This window comes from Streptomyces sp. NPDC036764 (assembly GCF_055609385.1).
This window is the reverse complement of the sequence record NZ_JBVJPT010000016.1, coordinates 29,098-44,408: the sequence shown is the minus strand read 5'-3', so window position 1 is coordinate 44,408 and position 15,311 is coordinate 29,098. Positions and strand designations below refer to the sequence as shown.

At 71.7% G+C, this 15,311-nt stretch carries 17 protein-coding genes; 4 read left to right on the top strand and 13 right to left on the bottom strand.

What is annotated here, in order from left to right:
- The first annotated feature begins 228 nt into the window (after positions 1-228).
- Complete coding sequence (locus tag ACZ69Q_RS38540) at positions 229-1,011, top strand: hypothetical protein (RefSeq protein WP_471051594.1); 783 nt, start codon at positions 229-231, stop codon at positions 1,009-1,011.
- A 134-nt stretch (positions 1,012-1,145) separates the two neighbouring features.
- Positions 1,146-1,496: a hypothetical protein gene (locus ACZ69Q_RS38535; RefSeq protein WP_471051591.1), complete on the top strand. Its 351-nt coding sequence runs from the start codon at positions 1,146-1,148 to the stop codon at positions 1,494-1,496.
- A gap of 49 nt (positions 1,497-1,545) precedes the next feature.
- Here ACZ69Q_RS38535 and der read toward each other — a convergent pair whose 3' ends face one another.
- From der to aroH, 5 genes are all read right to left on the bottom strand, one after another.
- Positions 1,546-3,024 carry a ribosome biogenesis GTPase Der gene (der, locus tag ACZ69Q_RS38530; RefSeq protein ID WP_471051588.1) on the bottom strand — a complete coding sequence of 493 codons (1,479 nt, stop codon included), beginning with the start codon at positions 3,022-3,024 and terminating at the stop codon, positions 1,546-1,548.
- 80 nt (positions 3,025-3,104) lie between these two features.
- Positions 3,105-3,692, bottom strand: coding sequence for a lysophospholipid acyltransferase family protein (locus tag ACZ69Q_RS38525; protein WP_471052070.1), 588 nt, complete (start codon positions 3,690-3,692; stop codon positions 3,105-3,107).
- A gap of 53 nt (positions 3,693-3,745) precedes the next feature.
- A complete protein-coding gene (gene cmk / locus ACZ69Q_RS38520) occupies positions 3,746-4,432 on the bottom strand; it encodes a (d)CMP kinase (protein ID WP_471051585.1) in 687 nt (228 codons plus the stop codon).
- 109 nt (positions 4,433-4,541) lie between these two features.
- A complete protein-coding gene (locus ACZ69Q_RS38515) occupies positions 4,542-5,627 on the bottom strand; it encodes a prephenate dehydrogenase (RefSeq protein ID WP_471051583.1) in 1,086 nt (361 codons plus the stop codon).
- On the bottom strand, positions 5,624-5,992 hold the full coding sequence (aroH, locus tag ACZ69Q_RS38510) for a chorismate mutase (RefSeq protein WP_471051581.1): 369 nt from the start codon (positions 5,990-5,992) through the stop codon (positions 5,624-5,626). The genes ACZ69Q_RS38515 and aroH overlap by 4 nt, the downstream gene beginning before the upstream one ends.
- A gap of 249 nt (positions 5,993-6,241) precedes the next feature.
- Here aroH and ACZ69Q_RS38505 point away from each other — a divergent pair, with 249 nt between their 5' ends.
- Positions 6,242-6,685 (top strand): Rieske (2Fe-2S) protein, encoded by a 444-nt coding sequence (locus ACZ69Q_RS38505; RefSeq protein WP_471051579.1) that lies wholly within the window; start codon positions 6,242-6,244, stop codon positions 6,683-6,685.
- Between the two features lie 22 nt (positions 6,686-6,707).
- A complete protein-coding gene (locus tag ACZ69Q_RS38500; protein ID WP_471051576.1) occupies positions 6,708-7,460 on the top strand; it encodes a nucleotidyltransferase domain-containing protein in 753 nt (250 codons plus the stop codon).
- 72 nt (positions 7,461-7,532) lie between these two features.
- Here ACZ69Q_RS38500 and ACZ69Q_RS38495 read toward each other — a convergent pair whose 3' ends face one another.
- The 8 genes from ACZ69Q_RS38495 to ACZ69Q_RS38460 form a co-directional block, all read right to left on the bottom strand.
- On the bottom strand, positions 7,533-8,555 hold the full coding sequence (locus tag ACZ69Q_RS38495) for an ADP-ribosylglycohydrolase family protein (protein ID WP_471051573.1): 1,023 nt from the start codon (positions 8,553-8,555) through the stop codon (positions 7,533-7,535).
- Positions 8,552-9,307, bottom strand: coding sequence for an NUDIX hydrolase (locus tag ACZ69Q_RS38490; protein ID WP_471051571.1), 756 nt, complete (start codon positions 9,305-9,307; stop codon positions 8,552-8,554). The genes ACZ69Q_RS38495 and ACZ69Q_RS38490 overlap by 4 nt, the downstream gene beginning before the upstream one ends.
- Positions 9,308-9,373: 66 nt before the next feature.
- A complete protein-coding gene (locus ACZ69Q_RS38485; RefSeq protein ID WP_471051570.1) occupies positions 9,374-10,792 on the bottom strand; it encodes an MFS transporter in 1,419 nt (472 codons plus the stop codon).
- Between the two features lie 51 nt (positions 10,793-10,843).
- On the bottom strand, positions 10,844-11,392 hold the full coding sequence (locus ACZ69Q_RS38480) for a TIGR03086 family metal-binding protein (RefSeq protein ID WP_471051565.1): 549 nt from the start codon (positions 11,390-11,392) through the stop codon (positions 10,844-10,846).
- Entirely contained in the window at positions 11,389-12,351 is a 963-nt protein-coding gene (locus ACZ69Q_RS38475) for a sigma-70 family RNA polymerase sigma factor (RefSeq protein WP_471051562.1), read from the bottom strand. Before ACZ69Q_RS38475 ends, ACZ69Q_RS38480 begins: the two co-directional genes overlap by 4 nt.
- Before the next feature lie 97 nt (positions 12,352-12,448).
- Positions 12,449-13,570, bottom strand: a complete 1,122-nt coding sequence (locus ACZ69Q_RS38470) for a pseudouridine synthase (protein ID WP_471051559.1) — start codon at positions 13,568-13,570, stop codon at positions 12,449-12,451.
- Complete coding sequence (scpB, locus tag ACZ69Q_RS38465; RefSeq protein ID WP_471051556.1) at positions 13,570-14,223, bottom strand: SMC-Scp complex subunit ScpB; 654 nt, start codon at positions 14,221-14,223, stop codon at positions 13,570-13,572. The genes ACZ69Q_RS38470 and scpB overlap by 1 nt, the downstream gene beginning before the upstream one ends.
- The gene (locus ACZ69Q_RS38460; protein ID WP_471052067.1) at positions 14,220-15,197 is read right to left on the bottom strand and encodes a segregation and condensation protein A; all 978 of its coding nucleotides are present in this window, start codon (positions 15,195-15,197) and stop codon (positions 14,220-14,222) included. Before ACZ69Q_RS38460 ends, scpB begins: the two co-directional genes overlap by 4 nt.
- Positions 15,198-15,311 lie beyond the last annotated feature (114 nt).

Sequence of the window (15,311 nt, the reverse complement as noted above, 5' to 3'; positions counted from 1 at the left end):
GACACACCCCACGCAACCAACTTCCTTGCATTTCCCAGGACTTGACGCTGAGTGGGCAATTCCGTACGCAAGGTGACTCTGCGCGTCGGATGGTTCGATTCCGTTCGCTGTCGTGCGTGACTCCCGCCACAGATCGCCCGTTGTCTTCTTCATGAGCCCGGGACCCGCCCGGTTCACGGGCCGGGAGCCACCCGGCCCCGCCACGCACCACATCCCGAGGAGCCACCCGTGCCGCGCATGCTCGATGTCAGCGACGAGGTACGTGCCGAGATCGGCGACGAGGAAGCCGACCGGCTGCTCGCCGGGGAGAACGCCCCCGGCAGTTACGACTGCACGTCCTGCCGCACCCCGGGCGACTCCGAGCAGGAGCGCACCAGCACCGTCCTGTTCATCGGGGACGAGACCGCCGTCCTCGCCTTCGCCCACGCCACCTGCCTGCCGTCACAGGTCGTCCAGGTCACCGAGGAGCAGTTGCAGGGCGCCGTGAAGTCCATCACCGGCGACCGGGTCGACCTGGAGCCCGAGTCGATCGTGCCGGAGCAGGCCGTGCTCGGCGTGACCAGCGGACTGGTGCTGATCGCCGGGGAGTTGCACCCCGCGCTCGTCGTCGAGCCGACCGGGCCCATCGTGCGCCCCGGGGCGGTCGGCGCCGGGGACGACTTCCTCCCCCTGCTCATCGAACAGGGGTTCATGCCGGCGACCGAGCTGGCCGAAGTGCCGCCGGTGCTGCACGGGTGGTCGGTGCTGCTGGCCATGGGACAGCTCCACGCGGTGCTCCAGCCGGGCACGAACGGCGGGCAGCCGGTCGCGTGGTGGCAGGCACATCAGCCGCTGCTGGTGACGGACGGCTGGCGGGCCGCCGCGAACAAGCACCAGCAGGTACTGATGTTCGCCGCGCCGGTGGGGTCCATCGGGCGTCAGCCCCGCGAGGACCTGCTGCGGGACGCGCTGGACAAGGCCGCGGCGAACGGGAAGTTGGTCGCGGCGGCGCTGCCGCTTGCCGGGACGTGAGAAGCGCCTGTTCAGCGGGGGCTGCACGGAGTTCGGCGGCTGCGGGTCACGGGTGGCCGTTCGCGCAGTTCCCCGCGCCCCTTTAGGGCGCTGCCCAGCCGCATCTCTTCCGGTGCCGGGTCGTTTGGACATACGTGCATGCATACGACGTTCCCCGCCATCAGGGCGGCCCATCGCCCACGCCTATCTACGACGCGCTCTACGCCGAGTACGTCAAGTCCTTCCGTTCGCTGCCGGGTGATCGCAGTGGCGAGGAGGACCTGGGCTTCGTCGCCTTCGGGAACATCCAGCGCGGTACGGCCCCGTACGGCGGCCACCGCCCGGGGTCGTTCAGCAGCTCGTACAGCGCCTACAGCGCGGGTGCGCACAGCGCCCGCCACGGCAGCGGTCAGCAGCCGCAGTGGCAGCGGGTCGGGCACATCGGGCCGCAGGGCACGGGGATGCACCACGTGCCGGCCGCGCTGCCGCCGGCGCGCCGAGGCTGAACACATGTGAAGGGCGGCCCCATCGCGGGCCGCCCTTCAGCCGTTTCCGTTACTTCTTCTTGCCGCGCTTCTCGCGTACCCGCACCGAGATGTGGATCGGCGTCCCGTCGAAGCCGAACTCCTCGCGCAGCCGGCGCTCGATGAAGCGGCGGTAGCCCGCCTCGATGAAGCCGGACGCGAAGAGCACGAAGCGCGGGGGCTTGGTGCCCGCCTGGGTGCCGAACAGGATGCGGGGCTGCTTGCCGCCGCGGATCGGGTGGGGGTGGGCTGCGACCAGCTCGCCGAGGAAGGCGTTCAGCCGGCCGGTCGGGACCCGGGTCTCCCAGCCCGCGAGGGCCGTCTCGATCGCCGGGACCAGCTTCTCCATGTGCCGCCCGGTGCGCGCCGAGACGTTCACCCGGGGTGCCCAGACGACCTGGCCGAGCTCGGTCTCGATCTCCCGCTCCAGGTAGTAGCGGCGCTCCTCGTCGAGGGTGTCCCACTTGTTGTACGCGATGACGATCGCCCGGCCCGCCTCGACGGCCATGGTGACGATGCGCTGGTCCTGCACCGAGATGGACTCGGAGCCGTCGATCAGGATGACCGCGACCTCGGCCTTCTCGACGGCGGCGGCGGTGCGCAGCGAGGCGTAGTAGTCGGCGCCCTGCTGGAGGTGGACGCGCTTGCGGATGCCCGCCGTGTCGACGAACTTCCAGGTCACCCCGCCCAGTTCGATGAGCTCGTCGACCGGGTCACGGGTGGTGCCGGCCAGCTCGTTGACGACTACGCGCTCCTCGCCCGCCACCTTGTTCAGCAGGGAGGACTTGCCGACGTTCGGGCGGCCGATGAGCGCGATTCGGCGGGGGCCGCCGATCCCGGCGCCACCGAAGGTCTGCTGGGGCGCATCCGGCAGCGCCTCCAGGACGGCGTCCAGCATGTCGCCGGTGCCACGGCCGTGCAGCGCCGAGACCGGGTGCGGCTCGCCGAGGCCGAGGGACCACAGATACGAGGCGTCCGCCTCGCCGCTGGGGCCGTCCACCTTGTTGGCGCACAGCACCACGGGCTTGCCGGCCTTGCGCAGCAGTCGTACGACCGCCTCGTCGGTGTCGGTGGCGCCCACCTTGGCGTCGACGACGAACACGACGGCGTCGGCGGCCTCGATCGCGAACTCGGCCTGCGCGGCCACGGAGGCGTCGATGCCGAAGACGTCCTGCTCCCAGCCGCCGGTGTCGACGACCTTGAAGCGACGGCCCGCCCACTCGGCCTCGTAGGTCACGCGGTCGCGGGTGACGCCCGGCTTGTCCTCGACGACGGCCTCGCGGCGCCCGATGATGCGGTTGACCAGAGTCGACTTGCCGACGTTCGGCCGTCCGACGACGGCGAGGACGGGCAGCGGGCCGTGGCCGGCCGCCTCGATGGCGCCCTCGACGTCCTCGAGGTCGAAGCCCTCTTCCGCGGCGAGCTCCATGAACTCCGCGTACTCGGCGTCGCCAAGCTCTCCGTGGTCGTGCTCCTCGCCCGAGCCCTCGGAGTGGATGTGGTCGTTCATGAAGTCCGTACCTCGTCGTTCATCGTGGTGATCGGTGGAACGCCCGGTTTCTCCCGGGCTGATCCACTACTCAGTGTCGCCTAGCGGCCGGTCAGCCGCCTGGCGTTTTCCAGGTGCTCGGTGAGCTGCTTCTGGATGCGTTCGGTCGCCTCGTCCAGCGCCCTGCGGGTCCGCCGCCCGCTCCCGTCCCCCGCGTCGAAGGCCTCGCCGAAGACGACGTCGACCCGGTGCCGCAGCGGGGGCAGCCCCTTGACCAACCGTCCACGCTTGTCGGAACTTCCCAGTACCGCGACCGGGACGATCGGAGCGCCGCCGCGGACGGCGAAGTAGGCGAGCCCGGCGCGCAGCGAGGCGAAGTCGCCCTCACCCCGGGTGCCCTCGGGAAATATGCCGAGGACGCCGCCGTTCGACAGGACGTCGAGCGCCTGCGTGATCGCCTCCCGGTCGGCGGCGTGCCGGTCCACCTTGACCTGGCCGATGCCGGTCAGGAAGGGGTCGAGCGGGCCGACGAACGCTTCCTTCTTGATCAGGAAGTGCACGGGCCGGGGCGACACGCCCATCACCATCGGCCCGTCGACGTTGTGGCTGTGGTTGATCGCGTAGATCAGCGGCCCGGTCGCGGGGACCTTCCAGGCACCCAGGACCCGCGGCCGCCACAGCCCGTACATCAGGGGGACGCCGATACGCCGGCCGATCTCGGCGCCCCGTTCGGACGGAAGGCTCACTTCTCGGCTCGCTTCTCCTCGACGAGCGTGACGACGCACTCGATGACCTGCGGCAGCGTGAGCGCGGTGGTGTCCACCTCGACCGCGTCGTCCGCCTTGGCGAGCGGCGAGGTCTTGCGGCTGGAGTCGGCCGCGTCACGCTTGATCAGGGCCTCACGGGTGGCGTTGACGTCGGCGCCCTTGAGCTCACCGCTGCGGCGGGCGGCACGGGCCTCCGCGGAGGCGGTGAGGAAGATCTTCAGGTCGGCGTCGGGCAGCACGGTCGTACCGATGTCGCGGCCCTCGACGACGATGCCGTACTCGGCGGAGGTCGCGAGGGAGCGCTGGAGCTCGGTGATCCGGGCCCGGACCTCGGGCACCGCGCTGACCGCGCTGACCTTGGAGGTGACCTCCTGCGTGCGGATCGGACCGGCCACGTCGGTGCCGTCGACGCTGATCGTGGGGTCGGCCGGGTCGGTGCCGGAGATGATCTCGGGCTTACCGGCGACGGCCGCGATCGCGGTCGGGTCCTCGATGTCGATGCCGTTGCTCACCATCCACCAGGTGATCGCCCGGTACTGGGCGCCGGTGTCGAGGTAGCTCAGCCCGAGCTGCGCGGCGACGGCCTTCGACGTGCTCGACTTGCCCGTGCCGGAGGGGCCGTCGATGGCGACAATCACGGGCTTGGCGGCACCGTTTTCCACGGGGGGACACCTTCCTGGTGCGGTGTGGCGGGAGTGTGGGGACGCGAGGGCGCCCCGCACAAGGTTACTGGGTTCCCGTCACTCGTCCGGCCGCGCGCTGTTCGGCGCCCTACTGCCGGATCGCCCAGCCCCGCTCCCGCAGCGCGGCGCTCAGCACCGGAGCCGCCTTGGGCTCCACCATGAGCTGGACCAGGCCGGCCTGCTGTCCGGTCGCGTGCTCGATCCGCACGTCCTCGATGTTGACCCCGGCCCGGCCGGCGTCCGCGAAGATCCGCGCGAGCTGTCCCGGCTGGTCGTCGATGAGCACGGCGACGACCTCGTAGACCCGCGGCGCGGCGCCGTGCTTGCCGGGCACCCGCACCTGGCCCGCGTTCCCGCGGCGCAGCACGTCCTCGATCCCGGCCGTGCCCTCGGTCCGCTTGTCCTCGTCGGACGACTGGAGCGCGCGCAGCGCCCGCACCGTCTCCTCCAGGTCCGCGGCGACGTCGGTGAGCAGATCGGCGACCGGCCCCGGGTTCGCGGAGAGGATGTCGATCCACATCCGGGGGTCGGAGGCCGCGACCCGGGTCACGTCCCGGATGCCCTGGCCGCACAGCCGTACGGCCGCCTCCTCGGCGCTCTCCAGACGCGCGGCGACCATGCTGGACATCAGATGGGGCATGTGGGACACCAGGGCGACCGCGCGGTCGTGGGCGTCGGCGTCCATCACCACGGGCACCGCACGGCAGTGCGAGACCAGCTCCAGGGCGAGGTTCAGCACCTCTGTGTCGGTGTCGCGGGTCGGCGTCAGCACCCAGGGCCGGCCCTCGAAGAGGTCGCCGGTCGCGGCCAGCGGGCCGGACTTCTCGCGGCCCGACATGGGGTGCGTGCCGATGTACGACGACAGGTCGAGCCCGAGCGCCTCCAGCTCACGGCGCGGGCCGCCCTTGACGCTGGCCACGTCCAGGTAGCCGCGCGCCACGCCCCGGCGCATGGCGTCGGCGAGCACCCCGGCCACGTGCGCGGGCGGGGCGGCGACGATCGCGAGGTCGACGGGACCGTCGGGGGCCTCGTCGGTGCCGGCGCCGAGCGCGGCGGCGGTGCGGGCCTGCTCGTGGTCGTGGTCGGCGAGGTGGACGACGACACCGCGCCCGGCGAGCGCCAGCGCGGCGGACGTACCGATGAGGCCGGTACCGATGACGAGTGCGGTTCTCACTGGGCGATGTCCTTGCGCAGGGCGGCCGCGGCACCGAGGTAGACGTGCGCGATGTCGGCGCGGGGCCGGTCGGACTCGATGTGCGCGAGGACGCGTACGACCCGGGGCATGGCGCCCTCGATGTCCAGTTCCTGGGCGCAGATCAGCGGTACGTCGGCGAAGCCGGTGCCGAGCTTGCGGGCGGCGGCCGCCGGGAAGTCGCTGTGCAGATCGGGCGTGGCCGTGAACCAGATGCTGATCAGGTCGTCCGCGGTGAGGTCGTTCCGCTCCAGGATCGCGGTGAGCAGGGCCCCGACCTGCTCGTCCATGTGGCCGGCGTCGTCCCGCTCCAGTTGGACGGCCCCCCGGACCGCTCGTACCGCCACGGCGCTGCTCCTTGCTGAGTTACGGATCGGCTCTTCGGGAGTCCAGCCTAGTCAGCCCGCGTTGGGCTCACGGCTCTCGCCCGCCCCCTGAGACGCGCACCAGATGTGCGATTCACGCATTTTCTGCACTCTGTCCCAGCTTGCTTCTTCTTCGCCGCTTTGAGTGCAAGGATGCTTTTGATCCGCTCGGAGTGGCTTCCGGGCCGGCTGCTGCCCATCTGGTTTCTTCCGCACTTTCGGAGTCACGACATGACCAACGGTCCGACGCGGCGCACGATCCTCATCGCCACGGGCGCGACAGGCGCGACGGCGCTCGTCGCGGCCTGCGGCGATTCCGACGGCAGCGGCAGCGGCGACTCGACGCCGACCTCCACCACCGTCTCCCCCGGCGGGGACGGCCAGGACGGCGACGAACTGGCCAGCACGTCCGACATCCCGGTGGGCGGCGGCACGATCTTCAAGGACGAGAAGGTCGTGGTGACCCAGCCCGAGCAGGGGCAGTTCAAGGCCTTCTCCGCCATCTGCACCCACCAGCAGTGCCTGGTCGGCAGCGTCTCGGACGGGACGATCAACTGCCCGTGCCACGGCAGCAAGTACAAGATCACCGACGGTGCGGTGGCCCATCCTCCGGCCACACGGCCGCTGCCGGCGAAGAACATCGTCGTGGAGGGAAATTCGATCCGCCTCGTGTGACCGGCCGCGTACGCTCCGGGACATGCACCCCGAGACCCTGGTACGCGACCACACGATCTACGCCTGCGTGATGGGTTCGCGCGCCTTCGGTCTTGCCACGGACGCCAGCGACACCGACCGCCGGGGCGTGTTCCTCGCCCCCACGCCGCTCTTCTGGCACTTCGACAAGCCGCCGACGCATGTCGACGGCCCGCTTCAGGAGCAGTTCAACTGGGAGCTGGAGCGCTTCTGCGAGCTGGCACTGCGCGCCAATCCGAACATCCTGGAGTGTCTGCACTCCCCGCTCGTGGAGTACCTCGACGACACGGGCCGCGAGCTGCTCGCCCTGCGCGAGGCGTTCCTGTCGCGCCAGGCGTACGAGACGTTCACGCGCTACGCGCTCGGCCAGCGCAAGAAGCTGGAGGCCGACATCCGTCTGCACGGCGCCCCGCGCTGGAAGCACGCGATGCACCTGCTGCGCCTGCTGACGAGCGCCCGCGACCTGCTGCGCACCGGGCATCTCACGATCGACGTCGGCGACCGGCGCGAGGAGCTGCTGGAGGTCAAGCGCGGCGAGGTGCCCTGGCCGGAGGTGGAGTCCCGGATGACCCGCCTGGCGGGCGAGGCCGAGGAGGCCGTCCACGCGAGCCCGCTCCCGGCCGAGCCGGACCGGCGCCGCGTGGAGGACTTCCTCATCCGGGTCCGCCGCGCCTCAGCCCTCCAGCCGGGGCCGTACGACGAAGGCGTGCAGGGCGTCGCAGGCACCGGGGGCACCGGGGGCACCTGGCAGAGCTGAAGCCTCCTGCACATCGGCCGCACGCCGGTGCGCAGCGGCTTGAGCTCCCTGATCCAGGGCGGCGCTCGTCCGTCAAGCGTCCCAGAGCGCCCCGAGGGTCATCAGGTCCCCCCGGTACTCGATCCGGTCCGCCCACTGTGTCGGCCAGACGTCCGCGCCGAGCCAGGCGCCCGCGAACGCCCCGGCGAGGCAGGCGATCGAGTCCGAGTCCCCGGCGGTGCAGGCGGCCCGCCGCAGCGCGGTCAGCGGCTCGTCGACGAACCACAGGAAGCACAGCAGCCCGGTGGCCATGGCCTCCTCGGCGATCCAGCCCTCGCCGGTCGCCAGGCACGGGTCGGTCTCGGGCGAGACGGTGCGCAAGGCCTCTTGGAGGCGGTCCAGGACGCCCAGGCACTCGTCCCAGCCGCGCGCGATGAAGTGCTCGGCAGTGGGGTCCTGGCTGCGCGTCCACAGATCGCCGAGCCAGCGCTCGTGGTACTGGGTGCGGTTCTCGTAGGCGTACGACCGCAGCATCCCGACCAGCCCGGTCGGCTCGGCGCCCTGCGCGAGGAGCCGTACGGCGTGCGCGGTCAGGTCGGACGCGGCGAGCGCCGTCGGATGCCCGTGGGTGAGCGCCGACTGCAACTGGGCTGCGCCCGCCCGCTGTTCGTCGCTCAGCCCGGGGACGAGTCCGATCGGCGCGACGCGCATGTTGGCGCCGCAGCCCTTGGAGCCGATCTGACTGGCGTCCTGCCAGGGCCTGGCCTCGTCCTTCAGCAGGTTGCAGGCGACCAGACAGGTCCGGCCCGGTGCGCGGTTGTTCTCCGGTGACCGGTACCACTCCACGAACTCCTCGCGCACCGGCCGCTCCAGCCGCTTCGGCCCGAGCACACCCCGGTCCATCGCCGTCCGCAGCCCCTTCCCCAGCGCCAGCGTCATCTGCGTGTCGTCGGTGACGATGGCCGGCGTCGGCAGTTCCATCTCCCGCCACGGGCCGCACTTGGCGAGGATCGACGGCACGTCGATGAACTCGGTCGGGAAGCCGAGCGCGTCCCCGAGGGCGAGGCCGAGCAGGGAGCCGGTGGCGGCGCGCTTGCGGACGGTGGTCGAGGTCATGCGGGGCGTCCTTCCGAGGTGGGCCGCAGCAGGGGCGGATGAAGGGTCGTGGCGGTGCCCGCGCGGTACAGCGCGGCCGGTTTGCCGCGGCCGCCGGTGAGCCGGGCGGCGCCGGGGACGGGTGCGACGAATCCCGGTGTGGCGAGCACCTTTCTCCGGAAGTTGGGCCGGTCGAGCCCCGTGCCCCACACCACCTCGTAGACGTGCTGCAACTCGCCGAGCGTGAACTCGGGCGGGCAGAAGGCGGTGGCCAGACTGGAGTACTCCAGCTTCGCACCGACGCGGTCATGGGCGTCGGCCAGGATCCGGTCGTGGTCGAAGGCGAGCGGTCCCGCCTTGTCGTACGGCACCCAGCGGGCCTGCGCGGCGTCGCTGCCGCCGTGCGGTTCGGGCGGGTGGGGCAGCAGCGCGGTGAAGGCGACGGTCACGACCCGCATCCGGGGGTCGCGGTCGGGTTCGCTGTAGGTCCGCAACTGCTCCAGGTGCAGCCCGGAGACGTCCGACAGGCCGGTTTCCTCGGCGAGTTCACGCCGGGCGGCCGTCTCCGCCGACTCGTCGGGCTGCACGAAACCGCCGGGCAGCGCCCAGTGCCCCTGGTACGGCTGCTGCCCGCGCTCGATGAGCAGGACGTGCAGGGCGCCGTCCAGGATCGTGAGGACGGCGAGGTCGGCGGTGACGGCGAAGGGTTCATGGGCGTACTTGTCGTAGGCCACTTGGTCGTGGGCCATCTCGTCATGGTCCGTGTGGTCCATGCGAACCCACCCCCTTAATAGTCAGTACGACTATAAAGAGGGTGGGAGAGCCAAGGCAACCCCTCTCTAGGCGCGGCCTCGGGAGGGCGCGAACGCCGCCACCGCCGCCCCGACGGCCGCCGCGCCCGCGCTCACCCAGAGCGCGGCCCCGGCGCCGTCGATGAACGCCGCCGGCGAGCCGTAGCCGCCGTACGTCGTGAACACGGCCGCGGCGACGGCGACCCCGAAGACGCCGCCCAGTTCGCGCAGCGCGTTGTTGACGCCGGCCGCGACGCCCGCGTCGCCCAGCGGGACGGACGAGGTCACGGCGTTGGCCACGCTCGGGAACACCATCGAGATGCCGACGCCCGCGATGATCAGCGGAAGGACGAGGCTGCCGTATCCGACGCCTGGTTCGAGCTGCCCGGCCAGCAGGGCGAGGCCCGTCGCCTGGAGCACCAGGCCGCCCAGCATGAACGGCCGGGTCCCGTACCGGTCGGCGAGCGCTCCGGCGATCGGCGCGACCAGCAGGGGCGTGGCGTTCCAGACCAGGATCCGCACGCCCGCCTCCAGCGGGGAGTAGCCGAGGCCGAGCTGGAAGAGCTGCGTGATCATGAACAGGGCGCCGAGCAACGAGGCGAAGAGCAGGAAAGCGGAGGCGTTGGCGGTCGAGAAGCCGCGCCGCCGGAAGTACGACAGGGGCAGCATCGGATGGCGGGCCCCACGGCGCTCCCAGACCAGGAAGGCAGCCACGAACACCGCCCCGGCCGCCAGCGCGCCCAGCACCTCGGCACTCCCCCAGCCGGCCTCGGGGGCGCGCACCGGCGCCCAGGCGAGGCCCGTCAGGCCCACGGCCGCCAACGCCAGCCCGACCAGGTCGAGTTGGGGGCGGGTGCCGTAGCTCTCGCGCAACTTGGTGGCCGCCAGCGGCAGCATGGCGAGCCCGATGGGCACGTTCAGCCAGAAGATCCACTGCCACGACAGGCCCTCGGTGACAGCCCCGCCCAGCACCGGCCCGGCGGCCACGCCGAGTCCGGTCACCCCGCCCCACATCCCGATGGCGACGCCCCGCTTCTCGGCCGGGAACGCCTCGCTGATCAGGGTCAGGGTGAGCGGCAGCAGGACGGCGGCCCCGGCGCCCTGCACCACGCGCGCGCCGATGAGCTGACCCGGGCCCTGGGCGAGGGCCGCCGCGGCCGAGGCGAGCGTGAAGACGGCGAGGCCCACGACGTACATCCGCCGCCGCCCGAACCGGTCGCCGAGCGCGGCGCCGGTCAGCGTGAGGCAGGCGAAAACGAGGTTGTAGGCGTTGATCGTCCACTCCAGCTCGGACAGGCTCGCCCCGAAGTCCGCCCGCAGCGCGGGCAGCGCGGTGGCGACGACCACGACGTCGAGGGAGCACAGCAGCGCGCCGAGGCCGGCGAGGGCGACGGTCCACACGCGCCGCGTCGGCGCCCGGTCGGCGGGTGGTGTGCGCAGTGGCGGGGCTTTGAGGATGTCGGTCATGGCCGTGCCTTCCGTGAGTCGCTTCGGTCACTCACGGAAGGCAGACCCGGCTCATCCCGGAAAGGAATCGCGGCGTCCCAGGAAGGCCAGCAGTCGCACATCGGCACGCGCGCGTGGCGCCACCTCGACCGGCGCGCCGAAGCGCACGCCCCGGTCCTCCTCCACGACCACACAGCGGGCGACGCTCAGCAGTTCGGCCGCGAGGGACGCCGGGATGGGCCGGGGCCTGCCGCAGGCCTGGGCGACGTCCCATCCGTGCACGGCGATCTCGACGGCGCCCACGGCGCCCATCACCCGCACGTCCAGCGGCCGTTCACCGACCAGGACGCGCTCGTCGGCGGGCCCGGCGGCCCAGGCGCCCAGCACCGCGCACGCGCGCGTACGCAGACCGCAGACCCGGTCGGCACGCGGGAACAGCCCGATCCGCCCGCCCGTCAGACCCTCGTACAGCGCCTCCAGCGAGTCCTCGATGTGCGCGAGCAGTTCCCCGAGGTCCCACTCGGCGCAGGGCGTCCCCGCCCCGAGGTTCACGGACCCGATCCCGGCGACGCTGCCCAGCATGTAGGCGAGCGAACGCTCCAGCAGCTCCCCGGAGTTCACGACAGCTCCCTGGGCAGCCCGAACCGCTCCAGCTCGCGCGGATCGAGGAAGGCGGTGATGCGGGCCAGCTCGCCCTTCCGCACGGTCAGGACCTGCACGGAGTGTCCCCGGAACACGCCGTCCGCGCCGCGTACGTACATCGCCACGGCCGGCTGCCCGTTCGCCCGGGTGCGCAGCATCCGCAGGGTGCCCTTGTCGTGCACACGTGCCCGCAGGAACCGCAGCACGTCCTCCTTGCCGCTGTACCACTGCGGGTAGGGCGGCATCTCCAGCTCGACGCCGTCCTGGAGGAGGCCGATCAGCGACTCCAGGTCGGCGTTCTCGAAGGCGGCCACGTACCGGTCGAGCACCTCGCGGTCGGCGGCGCCCTCCGGCTCCTCGACGAGGTCCTCGTCCGGCGCGATCTCATCGAGGCGGGCACGCGCGCGTTGGAGGCTGCTCTTCACCGCCGCCGTGGACGTGCCGAGCAGCGAGGCCACCTCGGGCGCCCGCCACGCCAGCACGTCCCGCAGGATCAGCACGGCCCGCTGCCGCGCCGGCAGATTCTGGAGCGCCGCGACCAGCGCGAGGCGCAGGCTCCCCCGCGCGGCCACGACGTTCGCCGGGTCGACGAGGGCGTCGGGCAGCGGCTGGAGCCACGGGACGTCCGCCGCAAGGGCCTTCAGCGGCTCCTCAGGCGCCTCTGCGGGCCCGCCGAGCCCCGAGGGCAGCGGACGTCGCGCGCGGCTCTCCAGGGCCGTCAGACACGTGTTGGTGGCGATCCGGTGCAGCCAGGTCCGCAAAGTGGCCCGGCCCTCGTAGCCGTCGTAGGACCGCCAGGCCCGCAGATACGTCTCCTGCACGAGATCCTCGGCCTCGTCGACCGACCCCAGCATCCGGTAGCAGTGCGCGAGCAGCTCCCGCCGGTACGGGTCGGTCAGCCGGACGAACTCGTCACGGTCCTCAGTGGTCGCACTCATCCCCGCTCCCTCCGTCATGAGTACAGACCGGCGCGGAGGCGAAAACGCATCGGCCGGCCCCGGAGCTGTTCCGGGACCGGCCGACACATCGGGGTTCCTAGAGGTCGACTTCCTGCATCAGCATCCCGACCTCGGTGTTCGAAAGGCGTCGCAGCCAGCCCGACTTCTGGTCGCCCAGGGTGATCGGCCCGAAGGCGACCCGCACCAGCTTGTCGACCGGGAAGCCGGCCTCGGCCAGCATGCGTCGCACGATGTGCTTGCGGCCCTCGTGGAGGGTCACCTCGACCAGGTAGTTCTTGCCGGTCTGCTCGACGACCCGGAAGTGGTCCGCGCGCGCGTAGCCGTCCTCGAGCTGGATGCCGTCCTTGAGCTGCTTGCCCAGGTCGCGCGGGATCGGGCCCACGATGTGCGCGAGGTAGACCTTCTTCACGCCGTACTTGGGGTGGGTCAGCCGGTGCGCCAGCTCGCCGTGGTTGGTGAGCAGGATGACGCCCTCGGTCTCGGTGTCGAGCCGCCCGACGTGGAAGAGCCGCGTCTCCCGGTTGGTGACGTAGTCACCGAGACACTGACGGCCCTCGTTGTCCTCCATGGTCGAGACGACACCGGCGGGCTTGTTCAGCGAGAAGAACTGGTACGACTGCGTCGCGACCGTCAGGCCGTCGACCTTGACCTCGTCCTTCTCCGGGTCGACCCGCTTGCCCTGCTCGAGCACGATCTCGCCGTTGACCTCGACGCGCGCCTGCTCGATCAGCTCCTCGCAGGCCCGCCGGGAGCCGTAGCCCGCGCGCGCGAGCACCTTCTGCAGCCGCTCGCCCTCCTGCTCGGCGCCCGGGAAGGTCTTGGGCAGCTTGACGTCCTTCTTGCCGGCGTAGCGCTCGCGGTTGCGCTCCTCGGCCCGCGCGTCGTACTCACGGGAGGTCGCCGGAGCCGAACGGCCGCGCCCGGTGCCCTGGCCCTGCCTGGGCCCGCCCTTGGCGCCGCCGCGCGCCGAAGCGCCGCGCCCCGACTTCGGGCCCTCCTGGGTGGCGCCGGGGCCTACGTCGTAGCGCCGCTCCTCCGGGCGCGGCTTCTTCGGCCGGCCGCCCTGCTTGTCGTCGCGGTTGTTACCGGCGCCGCGGAAATTACCGCGGCCACCGCTGCTCCCGCCGCGGCCGCCGCTGTTGCCACCACGGCTCCCGCCGTTGTTTCCGCTGCTGTTCCTGCCGCTGCTGCTTCGCATCAAAGTTCCGTCTTGTCGTCTGCGTCCTCGGAATCCGGAGCGTCCGGATCGAACGACGGGACTGCTTCCAGCGTCTCGGCCTCGATCGCCTCCGCCTCCGGGAGGAAGGGCGCGAGCTCCGGGAGCTCGTCCAGGCCGCGCAGGCCCATCCGCTCCAGGAAGTAGTTCGTCGTCCTGTACAGGATCGCACCTGTTTCGGGTTCCGCGCCCGCCTCCTCCACCAGCCCGCGCTGCAGGAGGGTGCGCATCACACCGTCGCAGTTGACTCCGCGTACGGCCGAGACCCTGCTGCGGCTGACCGGCTGACGGTAGGCGACGACCGCGAGGGTCTCCAGGGCGGCCTGGGTGAGCCGGGCCGTCTGCCCGTCCAGGACCAGGCGCTCCACGGCCGCGGCGTACTCGGCACGCGTGTAGTAGCGCCAGCCGCCCGCGACGAACCGCAGCTCGAAGCCGCGGCCCTGCACGGCGTACTCGTCGGCGAGCTCCCGCAGGGCGTCGGCGACCTGGCGCCTGGGCCGCTCCAGGAGCTTCGCGAGGTGCTCCTCGGTCGCGGGCTCGTCCACGACCATGAGCATCGCCTCCAGGGCGGGCTTGAGGTCGAGGCCCGCGACGGTACGCAGCCCGGCCGGAAGCTCGGTGGTCTCCTCACTCACGCCTTCTTCTCCTCCTTGGGCTGCTCGGGCGGCCGGTCGAACTCGTCGGTCACCGTCGGTGTCTCGTCGCCTTCCCCGCCGGTCCAGCGCACGACGAGCTCGCCGAGCGCGGTCTCCTGGTCGAGGGCGACGGCCTTCTCGCGGTACAGCTCCAGCAGGGCCAGGAAGCGCGCGACGACGGTGAGTGTGTCGTCGGTGTCCGCGATCAGGGCCTGGAAGCTGGCCTCGCCGAGCTCCTTCAGCCGGGCGACGACGATCCCGGCCTGTTCCTGCACGCTCACCAGCGGCGCGTGGATGTGATCGACGTAGACCTGCGGCTTGGGCTTGGGCTGCATCGCCTTGATGGCGAGCTTGGCGAATCCTTCCGCCCCGATGCTGATGACGACCTCGGGCAGCAGCTCGGCATGGTGCGGTTCGAGCCCGACGGTCCGCGGATAGCGCCGCGCCTCGTCGTCGAGCCGCCGGCTGAAGATGTCGGCGATCTGCTTGTACGCCCGGTACTGGAGCAGCCGCGCGAACAGCAGGTCGCGGGCCTCCAGCAGCGCGAGGTCGGCCTCGTCCTCGACCTCGGCGGAGGGCAGCAGCCGGGCCGCCTTGAGGTCGAGCAGGGTCGCGGCGACCACGAGGAACTCGGTCGTCTCGTCGAGGTCCCAGTCCGGTCCCATGGCCCGGATGTGCGCCATGAACTCGTCGGTCACCTTGGACAGCGCGACCTCGGTGACGTCCAGCTTGTGCTTGGAGATGAGCTGGAGGAGCAGGTCGAAGGGGCCCTCGAAGTTGGCGAGACGGACCTTGAAGACGCCGTCGTCGCCACCGCCGTCACCGGACTCGGCCCCGTCCTGCGGGGCGGGGGGCTCGGCGGCGGGAGCGGGTTCGTCGGCGGAGGCCTCAGGAGCCGGCTCGGGTTCCGGAACAGGCTCGGGCTCCGGGACCACGACCTCGGAAACCTCAGAAAACTCCGGCTCCGGGACCACGACCTCGGAAACCCCAGGAAACTCCGGCTCCGGGACCACGACCTCGGAAACCCCAGGAAACTCCGGCTCCGGGACCACGACCTCGGAAACCCCAGGAAACTCCGGCTCCGGGAC

Coding starts and splice junctions, on each gene's coding strand:
- ACZ69Q_RS38490 (WP_471051571.1), bottom strand. CDS start 9,307: ATGGACCACACGGACCATGACGAGATGGCCCACGACCAAGTGGCCTAC.
- ACZ69Q_RS38505 (WP_471051579.1), top strand. CDS start 6,242: ATGACCAACGGTCCGACGCGGCGCACGATCCTCATCGCCACGGGCGCG.
- ACZ69Q_RS38470 (WP_471051559.1), bottom strand. CDS start 13,570: ATGCGAAGCAGCAGCGGCAGGAACAGCAGCGGAAACAACGGCGGGAGC.
- ACZ69Q_RS38485 (WP_471051570.1), bottom strand. CDS start 10,792: ATGACCGACATCCTCAAAGCCCCGCCACTGCGCACACCACCCGCCGAC.
- der (WP_471051588.1), bottom strand. CDS start 3,024: ATGAACGACCACATCCACTCCGAGGGCTCGGGCGAGGAGCACGACCAC.
- ACZ69Q_RS38495 (WP_471051573.1), bottom strand. CDS start 8,555: ATGACCTCGACCACCGTCCGCAAGCGCGCCGCCACCGGCTCCCTGCTC.
- ACZ69Q_RS38500 (WP_471051576.1), top strand. CDS start 6,708: ATGCACCCCGAGACCCTGGTACGCGACCACACGATCTACGCCTGCGTG.
- ACZ69Q_RS38475 (WP_471051562.1), bottom strand. CDS start 12,351: ATGAGTGCGACCACTGAGGACCGTGACGAGTTCGTCCGGCTGACCGAC.
- ACZ69Q_RS38525 (WP_471052070.1), bottom strand. CDS start 3,692: ATGTACGGGCTGTGGCGGCCGCGGGTCCTGGGTGCCTGGAAGGTCCCC.